Source organism: Paenibacillus sp. FSL R10-2736 (assembly GCF_038000245.1).
In the GTDB taxonomy this organism is placed as follows: Bacteria; Bacillota; Bacilli; order Paenibacillales; family Paenibacillaceae; genus Paenibacillus_AQ; species Paenibacillus_AQ phytohabitans.
Window position 1 is genome coordinate 5,946,273 of record NZ_JBBOBN010000001.1, and the last position, 13,150, is coordinate 5,959,422.

A 13,150-nucleotide genomic window follows, 5' to 3' on the forward strand; every position below is an offset into this window, starting at 1 on the left:
CAATGGCTTAAACTCAGGTTTTACTTTAGTGGAAAGCTTCTATATATACCGTTTACAGGCTGGCTTGGTCGGCCGGGAGCAGCGTCTTACGCTTCTCAATCAGCTTGTTCAGTGCATCCAGATAGGCTCTGGCACTCGCTTCCAGGATATCGGTACTAAGTCCGCGGCCCTGCGCTGCGATCTCACCTTGGGACAGCACAACATGAACCTCACCCTGTGCGTCTTTACCTCTGCTGACTGCCTTAATCGAATAGTCGCCCAAGGTGACTTCCTCACCAGTAGCCTGATCAATGGCGTTATAGATCGCGTCTACGGAACCATTACCCTCGGCAACTGCCACAATCGGCTGCGGCTCCTGCCCGTTAATAATAACTTTGGCCGTTGGCGTAGCTTCATTACCATAAGTCACATATATTGTCTGCAGGCTGAAGGTCTCCGGTGTATCAATCAGCTTCTCTTCCAGAAGAGCCAGAATATCCTCATCCGAGACTTCCTTCTTCTTGTCCGCCAGATCCTTGAACTTGGCAAAAGCGGCATTCAGCTCTTCCTCCGGGACGTCATAGCCCAGATCACTGAGCTTGTCGCGGAAGGCATGGCGTCCGGAGTGCTTGCCGAGCACCAGCTTGCTCTCTTTGAGTCCGATCGTTTCAGGCGTCATGATCTCGTAGGTGGTCTTCTCCTTCAGCATGCCATCCTGATGAATACCAGATTCATGCGCGAAGGCGTTGGCCCCGACGATGGCCTTATTCCCGGGCACTACCATCCCGGTCAGCTTGCTGACCAAGCGGCTGGTACGGGATATTTCCGACAGGACCAGTGAAGTTTTGGCGTCAAAAAATTCGCTGCGGGTCTCCAGCGCCAGCGCTACTTCTTCAATAGCCGTATTTCCTGCCCGCTCACCAATGCCGTTAATGGTCCCTTCGATCTGATCCGCGCCATTCTGAATGGCAGCAAGCGTATTGGCGGTAGCCATCCCCAGATCATTATGACAATGTGCACTGAGCTGTACCCGTTCGATATCCGGCACCGTATCCTTCAGGAATTTGAAAATCGCTCCGTATTCCGAAGGATTCAGATAGCCCACAGTATCAGGAATGTTCACCACATTGGCTCCTTCACGGATCGCCATCGACACCATTTCAGCCATGAAATCACGTTCTGTCCGGCCGGCATCCTCCAAAGAGAACTCCAGCTTGGGGAAATATTTCTTGGCATAACGGATAGCCGACTGCGCAGTTTCCAGTACCTGTGCTTTATCCATACGGAGCTTGTGCTGGCGGTGAATCGGTGATGTAGCAAGGAAAATATGAATACAAGGATCCTGTGCTCCCTGCAGCGCTTCCTTAACCGCATCGATATCACTCTCTCTGGAACGGGAGAGGCCAATCAAAGTGACGTTCTTCACGGCTCTGGCCACTGCGTTAACCGCAGCCAGATCTCCGGGCGATGCCGCAGGGAATCCGGCTTCCATCCGGTCAATTCCCAGCTTCTCCAGCTGATAGGCGATTTCCACCTTCTCGCGCGTGTTGAGGTTCACACCCGGTGACTGCTCTCCGTCACGCAGCGTCGTGTCGAACACATATATTTTCCGCATGCTGAGCACCTCCTGCAAATTGTCCATAAATCCCCAAATGCGGCTCGCAAAATTACGGCCGCATCTGAGAATCACCTATGGTTCATGTAGTCTTAAGTATATGTCCTATTTCTTAATCCAGTGCATCATTTCACGCAGCTGGCTTCCTACCACTTCTACCGGATGAGCGGCTTCGTTGCGGCGGGTAGCTGTCAGGAAGGCACGGCCGGATTGGTTCTCAAGGATAAAGTCGCGGGCGAATTTACCTTGTTGAATATCGGACAGCACTTCTTTCATTGCTTTTTTGGTTTCATCTGTGATGATGCGTGGTCCGGTTACATAATCACCGTATTCAGCTGTGTTACTGATGGAATCGCGCATAGTGGCAAGTCCGCCTTCATACACCAGGTCCACGATCAATTTCATTTCATGCAGACACTCGAAGTAAGCCATCTCAGGAGCATATCCGGCTTCTGTCAGTGTTTCGAATCCGGCTTTGATCAGTGCGGATACACCGCCGCAGAGGACAGCTTGTTCACCGAACAAATCAGTTTCTGTTTCTTCGCGGAAGGATGTTTCGATAACTCCTGCACGGGTACAGCCGATACCTTTGGCATATGCAAGTCCGATCGCCTTGGCATTACCGGTAGCGTCCTGTTCAATGGCGATCAGGCCGGGAACTCCGAAGCCTTCAACATAAGTACGGCGAACCATGTGGCCCGGGGACTTAGGTGCTACCAGCAGCACGTCTGCATCCTTAGGAGCAACGATTTGACCAAAATGTACGTTAAAGCCGTGGGAGAACATCAGAGCCGCGCCGTTCTTCAGGTTCGGTTCAATTTCATTCTTATATACGGATGCCTGTGTTTCGTCCGGCATGAGAATCTGCACTACATCTGCACGGGATACTGCTTCTGCTACAGACAATACTTCAAAACCGTCATTCTTGGCAGTTTCAAAGGATTTGCCTTCACGCAGGCCGATGACAACCTGAAGTCCACTGTCACGCAAGTTCTGTGCCTGAGCATGCCCTTGGCTTCCGTACCCGATTACTGCAATTGTCTTTCCTTTTAATACGCTAAGTTCTGCATCCTGTTCATAGTACGTTGTAACTGCCATTGTCAATATCCTCCTTTAATTTGGACCCATCGTAAAGAGCGGGTGCTTCAAGAGCGCGGTGCTTCCTTACCTATGCATTGGCGTGCTCCTCAAGCCCCCGCTCTTTCGCGGGAAAGCCTAACCATATCTTAATAAATTAATGCAAGCAAGCAGTAATCCGTTAAAGCTGTAAATTGTGACGATCACGCATTGCCGCGGATCATCGCCGTTACACCTGTTCGTGACAGTTCCTTAATGCCATAAGGCTTCAGCAGCTCAATCATAGCATCAATTTTCTGGGTCTCTCCAACCACCTGTACTAGTAAGCTTGTTGTTCCGATATCCACTACCGAGGCCCGGAAGGTTTCGACAACACCCATAATCTCAGGCCGTTCAGCCGGATCAGCCTTGACCTTAATCAACGCCAGCTCACGGGCAACCATGGGCTTGGAGCCAAGATCAATAACCTTGATGACATCGATCAGCTTGTAGAGCTGCTTCTCAATCTGCTCAAGCGTATGCTGGTCTCCAAGAGTAACGATAACCATCCGGGACAGCCCAATCTCTTCAGACTGGCCTACAGTTATACTCTCAATATTGAACCCCCGGCGGCCGAATAGTCCGGATACCCGCTGCAGCACACCTGGCTGGTCATTTACAAGCACGGAAATCGTATGTCTCATCACCGCTATTCATCCCCCATCAGCATTTGATCAATGGTTGACCCTTGGGTTACCATCGGGTAGACATTCTCGTCTTTAGGGACAACGAATTCTACCAGGACGGGTCCAGGTGTTTCCAGGGCTTCTTTCCACGCAGCTCCGGCTTCCTCTTTATTCGTAGCCCGCAGACCCTTAACTCCGTAAGCTTCAGCCAATTTCACAAAATCCGGACTGCCGGCAAGATCGGTATAGCTGTAACGCTTCTCATAGATGAGATTCTGCCATTGCCGGACCATTCCCAGTACCTGATTGTTGATTACAACGATTTTGACCGGAATCTTATTAATCGCACAAATCGCAAGTTCCTGTGAACACATCTGCATGCCGCCGTCACCATTAATGGAGACTACCAGCCGCTCCGGATGTGCCATTTGCGCTCCGATTGCCGCAGGGAAGCCGAAGCCCATTGTACCAAGACCACCCGAAGTAATCCATGCGCGCGGGTGATTGAATTTGTAATATTGTGCAGCCCACATCTGGTGCTGTCCTACGTCAGTAGTAACAATTGCCTCGCCTTTAGTGGTGTCATTAATCATTTGAATTACCCATTGCGGTTTCAGCTCTGACTCTGAATCTTTATAACGCAGCGGCTGATCCAGCTTCCACTGGGCGATTTGCGTTCTCCAGGCATCCGCATTCGCAGCCCGCTTAACATCAGGAATCAGCATTTCCAGCACGGTTTTGACATCGCCAACGATTGGAATATCAGGCGATACATTCTTGCCGATCTCCGCCGGATCGATGTCAATATGAACAATCTTAGCTTTGGGAGCGAAACCATCCAGCTTACCGGTTACACGGTCATCAAACCGGGCACCGATATTAATCAGCAGATCGCATTGTTGAATCGCATTGTTCGCTGTATAGGTACCGTGCATGCCCGGCATTCCCATCCACAGATCCTCCGCACTCGGATAACAGCCCAGACCCAGCAGTGTTGTAGTAATAGGAATTTCTGTACGCTTCACGAATTCATACATCGCTTCATGCGCTCCGGAGTAAATGACCCCGCCGCCTGCAATAATGATCGGACGCTCTGCAGCAGCAATGGCCTTCACCAGCTTATCAAGCTGAAGCTTGTTTGGCACAGTGCGCGGGTTGTAGCCGCGAAGGTTAACGCCTTGCTGCTGAACCGGCGTGAACAATGTCTTAGCAGCAGATACATCCTTGGGAATATCAATCAGTACCGGACCCTTGCGTCCCGTATTCGCGATATGGAAGGCCTCATGAATAATTCGCGGCAGGTCTTCAACATCCCGTACCAGATAGCTGTGCTTCGTAATCGGCATCGTTATACCGGTAATATCCGCTTCCTGAAAAGCATCTGTGCCGATCAGGCTGGAGAATACGTTCCCGGTGATTACCACCAGCGGAACAGAGTCCATGAATGCAGTAGCAATTCCTGTTACCAGATTAGTTGCCCCCGGGCCTGAAGTGGCGATACATACGCCTGCTTTGCCGCTCGCTCTGGCATATCCGTCAGCTGCATGAATCGCTCCCTGCTCATGGCGTGTCAGAATATGTTTGAAATCATCGAATCCATAAAGAGCATCATAGATATAGAGTACAGCCCCGCCCGGATATCCGAATACAGTATCCACACCTTCCAGTACTAGACTGCGCAGCAGGACTTCGGACCCTGTAATCACCTCAGGATTTTTCCATTTCTCACGTAACTGCTCTATAGACCGCACTTCTTCCGGTAATTGCGCGCTCATCAGTATTCCTCCCTTCGATTGTTCACATTCATTATTCAAATGACAGGACGTCTTTTATACAACATTTAATATTGGCGAACAGGCCGTAAATTCTCCCTATTCAACAAAAAAACCTCTCGCCTCCCACGCGCAGAATAAGCGCGTGAGGGACGAAAGGTTTAGCTTCCGTGGTACCACCCATGTTTGCATTACATCTCACGATGAAATGCCTTATCAGGATACAAAAATCCATCGATGTAGGCAGGGCCCAAATCTCTGTAACCTGAAGTCCCTAACGCGGACCAAACGATTCCCCCTAATAATTCCACCGCTCTTGCTGATGGACCTTTCAGGGAAACAGCTCCGAGGTGAGCTCGTATATAAGGGATTTTGGTGGAGGTTGCAGCAATTCCTCTCACTCTCTGAACAAAAGAGCCCTTAAAACTTCGTCCTCTTCATCGCCGATACATGTATGTTCGTTAAAATGTTTAGACACATTATATGATTTCCTCACACGGTAAGTCAATACCCATCTTGCGGATATATATTAAATTCTTCACAAAATGTTGTTCTACCCTTTCCGGAACGCCCACACCAAGCAGGGCATATGATATACGACAATGCGTGGAAAGGGGGCATTTTATGATTCGTTACCGCAGACCCAAGCAGGATGACACCGTCATTTTTGACTTGATTGAAAAGCAGCTTGTCCCGCTATCCCATCTTCCACAGACGATTATCAATCAGGTCAGAAAAGATCTGCCCCGCCGTCTGGGGCAAGGCGTTACTCTCGTGGCTTGTCCTGACTATGAGAGTGATCCGCTGGGGTTCGTACACTTTATGCTGCATGGAGATTTGTTATATATCGATATGCTCGCTATTGCGCCTAATGCAAGGCGTAGGCGTTACGGGAATATGCTGATGGACAGAGCGGAGCGGTTTGCACTATCACGTGCATGCCGGCGGGCAAAGGTTTCTGTGGATACCGGGAATACAGCCGGTCTTGCCTTTTATGAAAAACTGGGCTACAGCGTAGCCCGTTATCAACCGCAAAACTACTGTTATGAGCTTGAAAAACAGTTTATCTGATGAACTCAGGCAGCTCTACAGCTTAAAAGAATCCAATAGGCGGAACACCATAACCGGGACCAGGACCATAACCGCCGTAAGGACCGGGAACAGGCCCTGGGCCATAGCCATAACCGCCTCCATAAGGGGCACCGCCATAGCCATAACCTCCACCGCCATAAGCGTATGGAGCCGTACCGACGGCCAGCAAATCAAACAATACAAGCGGAATCAATGCTTTGGTTTGTACTTTTTTACCACTGATACGCTGTAGAACAAGACGGTTGCCCGAAACACGGAGTAACTTGCCCATCACCTTGGAGCCGTCTTTTTTTACTGCAACGATATTTTTACCCACCAGCTTCATGACTTGTTTTTTCGTAACCGGCTGTGCCATAATATCCCTCCTAATGAGTTTCTTAAGCAGTCTATTCGCCTCGGCCGGTATTTGCCTGTACATCTGTCCTGCCCGAATCATGAAGGAGCAGCATCACCGCTAACAAAAAAACGCATTTCCGGATAACCGGAAATGCGCTCTGCTACGAAAAAGAATTAAACAAGGAGAAACTGACCCTAGCGTTTACCCGGGTCGTACGGTTCCCCCAAAGCCTTAGGTGCCGAAGAACGTCCGACTGCACTGACCAGGACGATGATGGTTAGTACATAAGGAATCATGAAAATGAATTCCTGCGGAATACTCTTGGACCATTCAAACAATTGCACATAGTTACGGATGGCCTGGGACAGACCGAAGAATACGGCTGCTCCGAAAGCACCCAGCGGATTCCATTTACCGAAGATCATCGCCGCAATGGCAATGAAGCCTTGTCCGGAGATGGTATTGTGCGCAAACGTACCGGTAGTTGTCAAAGTAATCGTAGCTCCGCCGATACCAGCCAGCAGGCCGCTAAGCATTACACCAATATATCTCATCTTGTTTACATTTACACCCAGTGTATCAGCTGCACTCGGATGTTCACCGACTGCACGCAGACGGAGTCCAAACGGAGTTTTGAACAGGACGAAATAAATAACAACTACCAATATAATCGCTAAGTAGGTCGTTGGATAGGAATTAAAAATCCCTTCTCCGATCACTGGTATCTTGGAAAGTCCGGGAATGGCTACTTTGCTAAAACCGTCGATCAGCGGAGTTTCACCGGATCCGTCGAAGATTAGCTTAACCATGTACAGTGTACTGCCTGCGGCAAGGAAGTTGATGACCGTACCACTTATCGTCTGATCGGCCTTGAAGGTTATCGAAGCCACCGCATGAATCAGTGAACCAATGACACCCACAGCCATGGCACTAAGCACACCAACCCATGGCGCCCATTCACCCATTCCTGCTTCCTGAGCATAGTACCCGCCTACTGCTGCAGCAAATGCACCAAACATCATCAAGCCTTCAAGTCCGATGTTGACGACACCGGATCGTTCAGAGAAGATGCCGCCAAGGGCGGCAAATATAAGCGCCGTGGAAAAAACAAGCGTTGTATTGAGCAGTTGGCCTAAGACTTCCATCTATAACACCTTCTCTTTCTTGCGCTTGAAGTAAAACGGTTTGAGCACCCAGCGTACAATGCCTTGCGCAGCAATGAAGAAAATAATTGAACCGATGACAATACGGATCAGCTCCGGAGGTACATCAGCACCAAAGCTCATCCCTGCAGAACCATACGTAAGCGTACCGTATAGAATAGCAGCGAGAATGACGCCGAGCGGATGAGTCAGCCCGAGCAGAGCCACAGCGATACCGTCGAATCCATAACCAGGTGATGCCGCGAATACCGATTGATAATGGAACACACCCAGTACCTCACCAGCTCCCGCCAATCCGGCGAACACACCACTGATGAACATCGCTTTGATCACATTGCGTCCTACATTCATACCTGCATATTCTGCAGCATGCGGGTTCAAACCTACCGCACGCATTTCGTAACCTTGCTTGGTTTTCCACAAATAGACGTAGAAGAATGTAGCTGCTGCAAGGGCAATAACCGTTCCCCAGTGCAGACGGGCATTGTCGAATGTGGAGAACAGGAAGGTCATCGACAGCGATGCCGGATTATCTTCCGAACGGTTCTGTCCTTGTAAGAGCAGGAATGTCCGGACAATATAGTTCGACAGGAAGAGCGCAATCCAGTTCAACATGATCGTAGTAATAACTTCGTTGATTCCGCGTTTGGCCTTCAGGTAACCGGCAATCCCCGCCCAAAGTCCGCCGCATACACCCGCTGCAATCACCGCAAGAGGTACAAGCAGGAATGCAGGCAATACGCCGCCAAGCTTGATGCCGACTACTGAAGCAGCCGTCATACCAATCATTACCTGACCATCGGCGCCAATGTTAAACATCCCTGAGCGGAAAGCAAAGGCTACCGCGAGACCTGTGAACATTAGCGGAGTCATCTCGCGCACAGCTTCACCGAAATCGTATGGACTGCCAAATACGCGTTTGAATAACGCCGAGTAGGCTGCAACCGGATCGTATCCGCCAATCAGCATAACGATAGCGCCGACCAGGAAACCCAACAGAATCGCAATAAGCGGAATAATGTAGGTGTCTGTAGCGAATATTTTTTTGATTCTAGACATCCGCGTGGCCTCCCCGCTTCAAGCTGCCCGCCATCATCAGACCCAGTTCCTGGTCATTCGTATCCTGCGGGAATACTTCTCCGACAATCTGCCCTTCGTAGATAACGGCAATTCTGTCAGATACATTCATAATTTCGTCCAGTTCAAAAGAGATCAGCAATACGGCTTTGCCCTGGTCGCGCTGGGCAATCAGCTGCTTCTGAACAAATTCAATGGCTCCGACATCAAGGCCGCGTGTAGGCTGTGCTGCAATCAGGAGCGTCGGATTTTTGTCTATTTCCCGCGCAATAATCGCTTTCTGTTGATTACCGCCGGATAATGACCGGGCTTTGTTCTCAATTGAAGGCGTACGCACATCGAATTGCTTCACCAGATCCTCTGCATGCTGGTTGATAACATCCTTATTCAAGAATCCGTTCTGATTGTACGGGCTCTTATAATACGTTTCCAGCACCATATTCTCACTTACAGTGAAATCAAGTACCAGCCCATGCTTGTGCCGGTCTTCAGGGATATGGGAGACATTCATTTCAGACACTTTACGCGGAGAGAGGTTGGCAATTTCCTTGCCCGAAACTGTAATTGAACCTGAATCGATCTTGCGCAAACCGGTAATCGCCTGAATAAGCTCGCTTTGTCCGTTGCCGTCGACTCCTGCAATCCCCAGAATCTCGCCCGCTTTCACTTCAAAGCTGAGGCCGTTCAGCACAGGGACCCCATCCTTGCTTTTACTTCTGACATCCGACAGCTTCAGGATGCCTTCACCAATATGTGCAGGCTGCTTGTCTACTTTGAAGGTAACACCGCGTCCGACCATTTTTTCGGCCAGCTCGTTCGGATTCGTTCCGGAGGTCTTAACGGTATCAATTACCTTGCCCCGCCGGATAATGGTTACACGGTCGGAAATCTGCATAATTTCTTTCAGCTTATGGGTAATAAGTATGATGGACTTGCCTTCGGCAACGAGCCGCTTCATAATCGCCATCAGTTCAGTAATTTCCTGGGGCGTAAGTACAGCGGTAGGCTCGTCGAATATAAGTATATCCGCTCCGCGGTACAGGGTTTTCATAATTTCTACCCGTTGCTGCATGCCTACCGAAATGTCATGAATTTTGGCATTTGGATTGACTTGAAGACCGTACTGCTCCGATAGCTTACGAACCTGCTCCGCAGCGGATTTATAGTCGATTTTAAGACCTTTTTTCGGTTCCATGCCAAGAACAATGTTCTCGGTTACCGTAAAAGGCTCTACTAGCTTGAAATGTTGGTGAACCATACCAATGCCAAGCTCAATAGCCTTATTAGGGTTATCGATAATAACCGGTTTCCCGTCGATTTCGATGCTGCCTTCATCGGGCTGGTACAGTCCGAATACGATATTCATCAAGGTAGATTTGCCTGCCCCATTCTCACCAAGCAGTGCATGTATCTCGCCTTTTTCCAGCGTCAGACTGATAGAGTCATTCGCGACAATACCGGGAAAGCGTTTTGTGATTTGCTTCAACTCTACGACAGGAGCCGCAGCACTCATGGTATCACCCTCATCACAGAATATATAATACTGCCTTATAGACACGGCTGTACCGCCCTATGCAGGACGGTACCGCTGTGTATACCTATAACAAATGTTGTAACAGAGAACAAGGCCAGCTCAAGTAACCGGCCTTGTTTCTTGATATGGTTAAATCCAGTAAAGGTGAGGCAAAGAATTACTCGGCAGGAACAGTGATTGTTCCATCGATGATTTGTTTGCTGTACTCGTCAACTTTAGCCAGGATTTCTGCAGAAACGTTAGCTTTGGATGTTTCAGGAAGGCCTACGCCGTTGTCTTTCAGACTAAGAACAGTTGTAGTGCCGCCTTTGAATGTTCCGTCAACCACTTGCTGGGAAACCTTCTTAACCGCTTCGTCAACACGTTTGATCATGGAAGTCAAAGTTACGTCATCGCCAAATTCCAGGGATTGGTCTTTGTCTACGCCGATAACCCATACTTTAGTACCGCCAGCTTTGTTGCGGGATTTAGCTTCATTGAATACGCCGTTACCTGTAGCGCCGGCAGCCGGGAAGATGATGTCATTGCCTGCATCATACAGGGTAGCAGCCAGGGATTTACCAGTATCAGGCTTGTCATAAGCACCTGCATAAGTAATTGTTACATTCGCAGTAGGGTTAACTGCCAATACGCCGGCTTTGAAGCCAACTTCGAAACGTTTGATAACCGGGCTTTCCATACCGCCGATGAAGCCTACTTTGTTAGTTTTGGTTGTCAGACCTGCAACAACACCTACCAGGAAGGATCCTTCGTTCTCAGCAAATGTAACAGATTCAACGTTAGGAGCTTCTACTACGCTATCGATAATCGCCAGGTTAGCAGTCGGGTTCTCATTAGCAACCTTCAACACTGCATCGCCAAGGTCAAAACCGATACCCCAAGTCAGATCATAGCCGCCTTTAACGAATTGGTTAAGGTTTGGCTCATAGTCTGCATTGGATTTACTTTGCAGGTATTTGATTTCAGCGCCAGATTCTGTTTCCAGAGCCTGCAGGGCTTCCCAAGCGGATTGGTTAAAGGATTTGTCATTAACGCCGCCCACGTCAGTTACGAGACCGAGTTTGACAGCCTTAGGAGCCTCAGTTGCTGCTGGTGCTTCTGTTGCTGCTGCATCTGTGGTTGGTGCAGTAGTTGCCGCTCCAGCATTGGTGTTTGCGTTGTTATTGTTTCCGCATCCTGCCAAAATAACAGTGAATGCCATAACCATAACTAAAGATAGTTGGTAAAACTTCTTCATCGAATGTGATCCCCCTTAGAAAATTGGATGTCTTCTGTGTTCTGCTTGGACATACCATTAGAACAAATTATACCTGCAAAAAAAGCTAAAATCCAGTCTATTAATGACCTCAGGTCAATAATAATTTGCATTTTTCAACAAGAAACCGCTTACCATGACACGGCATGTAACCGCTATGTATGGTAGGTGTCAGGAAACCTCGAAATTCATCTTGTGATACCCGCGCATTAACGTTATTATTGCACAGTGATGGCTTTTCTATTATCATGAATGTTTACATATTGTTCGCAAAGGGAGTTACTGAAATGGATCAAGAAAACAAACCTCAAGTTGTTCCGGCCTCTAAATACTGCCACGAATCCCGCGTATTCAAAACCGGCCGTGTCTTCCCGAATGATGTTAACAACCACAAAACATTGTTCGGCGGCAAACTGATGAGCACAATTGATGAAGTCGCCTCCATCTCGGCCATGCGCCACTGCCGTACGAACGTGGTAACCGCCTCCGCTGACTCTGTAGACTTCCTTCTGCCGATCAGGCCAACTGATTCCGTCTGCTTCGAATCCTTTGTCTCCTGGACGGGACGCACCAGCATCGAGGTATTCGTCAAAATCATCTCGGAGAACCTCTATACAGGCGAACGCGCTGTTGCGGCTACATCGTTCCTTACCTTCGTTGCAGTCCATGAAGACGGCACTCCATCCCCGGTTCCGGCCATCATTGCCGAGACTGAGGAAGAGAAGCTGATCTGCCAATCGGCCAACGAGCGTTCGGAGCTGCGCAAGATCAGACGCGCCAGCAGCAAGAAGCTGGCTTCACAGCTTAGCACAACAAAGTACTGGGAATAGCACTCTCCGGAATTCTGTTCCTTCAATATAGCAGGGAGCAGCAGCTCAGCCTTACGGCACAAAAAAGCACCGTCACGCGGGACATCCCGCAGGCGGTGCTTTTCGGTTTATATCATTCTTACGCGTTGATCTTCTCTTTGGCAACTACAGCCAGGGAGTTGAATGCGTTCAGATCGTTCACTGCCAGATCAGCCAGCATCTTACGGTTCACTTCTACGCCAGCCAATTTCAGGCCGTATACAAGCTTGCTATAGGAAAGACCGTTCAAACGCGCTGCTGCGTTGATACGAACGATCCACAGTCTGCGGAAGTTACGTTTAGTCTGACGACGGTCACGGTAAGCGTAAACCATCGATTTCATTACTTGCTCTTTAGCTGTTTTGAAAATGCGGTGCTTGGAACCGAAGTAACCTTTTGCCAGTTTCAATACTTTTTTATGTCTACGACGAACTACAAATCCGCCTTTAACTCTTGCCATATTAATAAACCTCCCAAAAATGTGTAATTAACTATTTCAAGTTAGCAAGTCCTTGTTTCAAACGTCTTACATCCCCAGGGGCCATTACTGGATTGCCGTTCAATACGCGTTTTGCGCGTTTCGATTTGTGGGACAGCAAGTGGTTCTTGTGAGCTTTGTAACGCAATACTTTACCAGTTCCAGTGATCTTAAAGCGGCCTTTCAGGCTGCTATGTGTTTTCATTTTAGGCATGGTGTTTCCTCCTTGAATATTATGCGGCGCCAAATTGCTGTGCA

At 49.0% G+C, this 13,150-nt stretch carries 13 protein-coding genes; 2 read left to right on the forward strand and 11 right to left on the reverse strand.

Annotation, left to right across the window (positions count from 1 at the left end):
* Nucleotides 1–52: 52 nt before the first annotated feature.
* The 4 genes from NSQ73_RS25325 to ilvB all read right to left on the reverse strand — a co-directional run bounded on the left by NSQ73_RS25325 (nt 53) and on the right by ilvB (nt 5,111).
* Nucleotides 53–1,594: a 2-isopropylmalate synthase gene (locus tag NSQ73_RS25325; RefSeq protein ID WP_039301498.1), complete on the reverse strand. Its 1,542-nt coding sequence runs from the start codon at nt 1,592–1,594 to the stop codon at nt 53–55.
* 105 nt (nt 1,595–1,699) lie between these two features.
* Nucleotides 1,700–2,692 (reverse strand): ketol-acid reductoisomerase, encoded by a 993-nt coding sequence (gene ilvC, locus NSQ73_RS25330; RefSeq protein WP_039301500.1) that lies wholly within the window; start codon nt 2,690–2,692, stop codon nt 1,700–1,702.
* 182 nt (nt 2,693–2,874) lie between these two features.
* Nucleotides 2,875–3,354 (reverse strand): acetolactate synthase small subunit, encoded by a 480-nt coding sequence (gene ilvN, locus NSQ73_RS25335; protein WP_039301592.1) that lies wholly within the window; start codon nt 3,352–3,354, stop codon nt 2,875–2,877.
* Nucleotides 3,355–3,359: 5 nt separating this feature from the next.
* Nucleotides 3,360–5,111 carry a biosynthetic-type acetolactate synthase large subunit gene (gene ilvB / locus NSQ73_RS25340; RefSeq protein ID WP_039301503.1) on the reverse strand — a complete coding sequence of 584 codons (1,752 nt, stop codon included), beginning with the start codon at nt 5,109–5,111 and terminating at the stop codon, nt 3,360–3,362.
* Between the two features lie 621 nt (nt 5,112–5,732).
* Between ilvB and NSQ73_RS25345 the strand changes: the two genes are divergently transcribed.
* Entirely contained in the window at nt 5,733–6,179 is a 447-nt protein-coding gene (locus NSQ73_RS25345; RefSeq protein ID WP_039301506.1) for a GNAT family N-acetyltransferase, read from the forward strand.
* A 22-nt stretch (nt 6,180–6,201) separates the two neighbouring features.
* Here NSQ73_RS25345 and NSQ73_RS25350 read toward each other — a convergent pair whose 3' ends face one another.
* The 5 genes from NSQ73_RS25350 to NSQ73_RS25370 all read right to left on the reverse strand — a co-directional run bounded on the left by NSQ73_RS25350 (nt 6,202) and on the right by NSQ73_RS25370 (nt 11,548).
* On the reverse strand, nt 6,202–6,555 hold the full coding sequence (locus NSQ73_RS25350) for a hypothetical protein (protein ID WP_340988622.1): 354 nt from the start codon (nt 6,553–6,555) through the stop codon (nt 6,202–6,204).
* Nucleotides 6,556–6,731: 176 nt separating this feature from the next.
* Nucleotides 6,732–7,682 carry an ABC transporter permease gene (locus NSQ73_RS25355; protein ID WP_042134484.1) on the reverse strand — a complete coding sequence of 317 codons (951 nt, stop codon included), beginning with the start codon at nt 7,680–7,682 and terminating at the stop codon, nt 6,732–6,734.
* Nucleotides 7,683–8,759, reverse strand: a complete 1,077-nt coding sequence (locus NSQ73_RS25360; protein ID WP_039301514.1) for an ABC transporter permease — start codon at nt 8,757–8,759, stop codon at nt 7,683–7,685. It lies immediately after the preceding gene.
* Nucleotides 8,752–10,290 carry an ABC transporter ATP-binding protein gene (locus tag NSQ73_RS25365; RefSeq protein ID WP_340988623.1) on the reverse strand — a complete coding sequence of 513 codons (1,539 nt, stop codon included), beginning with the start codon at nt 10,288–10,290 and terminating at the stop codon, nt 8,752–8,754. Before NSQ73_RS25365 ends, NSQ73_RS25360 begins: the two co-directional genes overlap by 8 nt.
* A gap of 178 nt (nt 10,291–10,468) precedes the next feature.
* On the reverse strand, nt 10,469–11,548 hold the full coding sequence (locus NSQ73_RS25370; RefSeq protein ID WP_171717614.1) for a BMP family lipoprotein: 1,080 nt from the start codon (nt 11,546–11,548) through the stop codon (nt 10,469–10,471).
* 305 nt (nt 11,549–11,853) lie between these two features.
* Here NSQ73_RS25370 and NSQ73_RS25375 point away from each other — a divergent pair, with 305 nt between their 5' ends.
* Entirely contained in the window at nt 11,854–12,396 is a 543-nt protein-coding gene (locus tag NSQ73_RS25375) for an acyl-CoA thioesterase (RefSeq protein ID WP_039301523.1), read from the forward strand.
* Nucleotides 12,397–12,514: 118 nt separating this feature from the next.
* Here the strand turns inward: NSQ73_RS25375 and rplT are convergent, their stop codons facing one another.
* Together rplT and rpmI are read right to left on the reverse strand one after the other, a co-directional pair.
* Nucleotides 12,515–12,874, reverse strand: coding sequence for a 50S ribosomal protein L20 (gene rplT / locus NSQ73_RS25380; RefSeq protein WP_036649386.1), 360 nt, complete (start codon nt 12,872–12,874; stop codon nt 12,515–12,517).
* A 31-nt stretch (nt 12,875–12,905) separates the two neighbouring features.
* Nucleotides 12,906–13,106, reverse strand: coding sequence for a 50S ribosomal protein L35 (gene rpmI / locus NSQ73_RS25385; RefSeq protein WP_036696104.1), 201 nt, complete (start codon nt 13,104–13,106; stop codon nt 12,906–12,908).
* Nucleotides 13,107–13,150: the final 44 nt, after the last annotated feature.

Excerpts from the sequence above, each read along its gene's own strand:
- NSQ73_RS25325 (WP_039301498.1), bottom strand. The coding sequence starts at position 1,594 with ATGCGGAAAATATATGTGTTCGACACGACGCTGCGTGACGGAGAGCAG.
- ilvC (WP_039301500.1), bottom strand. The coding sequence starts at position 2,692 with ATGGCAGTTACAACGTACTATGAACAGGATGCAGAACTTAGCGTATTA.
- ilvN (WP_039301592.1), bottom strand. The coding sequence starts at position 3,354 with ATGAGACATACGATTTCCGTGCTTGTAAATGACCAGCCAGGTGTGCTG.
- ilvB (WP_039301503.1), bottom strand. The coding sequence starts at position 5,111 with ATGAGCGCGCAATTACCGGAAGAAGTGCGGTCTATAGAGCAGTTACGT.
- NSQ73_RS25345 (WP_039301506.1), top strand. The coding sequence starts at position 5,733 with ATGATTCGTTACCGCAGACCCAAGCAGGATGACACCGTCATTTTTGAC.
- NSQ73_RS25350 (WP_340988622.1), bottom strand. The coding sequence starts at position 6,555 with ATGGCACAGCCGGTTACGAAAAAACAAGTCATGAAGCTGGTGGGTAAA.
- NSQ73_RS25355 (WP_042134484.1), bottom strand. The coding sequence starts at position 7,682 with ATGGAAGTCTTAGGCCAACTGCTCAATACAACGCTTGTTTTTTCCACG.
- NSQ73_RS25360 (WP_039301514.1), bottom strand. The coding sequence starts at position 8,759 with ATGTCTAGAATCAAAAAAATATTCGCTACAGACACCTACATTATTCCG.
- NSQ73_RS25365 (WP_340988623.1), bottom strand. The coding sequence starts at position 10,290 with ATGAGTGCTGCGGCTCCTGTCGTAGAGTTGAAGCAAATCACAAAACGC.
- NSQ73_RS25370 (WP_171717614.1), bottom strand. The coding sequence starts at position 11,548 with ATGAAGAAGTTTTACCAACTATCTTTAGTTATGGTTATGGCATTCACT.
- NSQ73_RS25375 (WP_039301523.1), top strand. The coding sequence starts at position 11,854 with ATGGATCAAGAAAACAAACCTCAAGTTGTTCCGGCCTCTAAATACTGC.
- rplT (WP_036649386.1), bottom strand. The coding sequence starts at position 12,874 with ATGGCAAGAGTTAAAGGCGGATTTGTAGTTCGTCGTAGACATAAAAAA.
- rpmI (WP_036696104.1), bottom strand. The coding sequence starts at position 13,106 with ATGCCTAAAATGAAAACACATAGCAGCCTGAAAGGCCGCTTTAAGATC.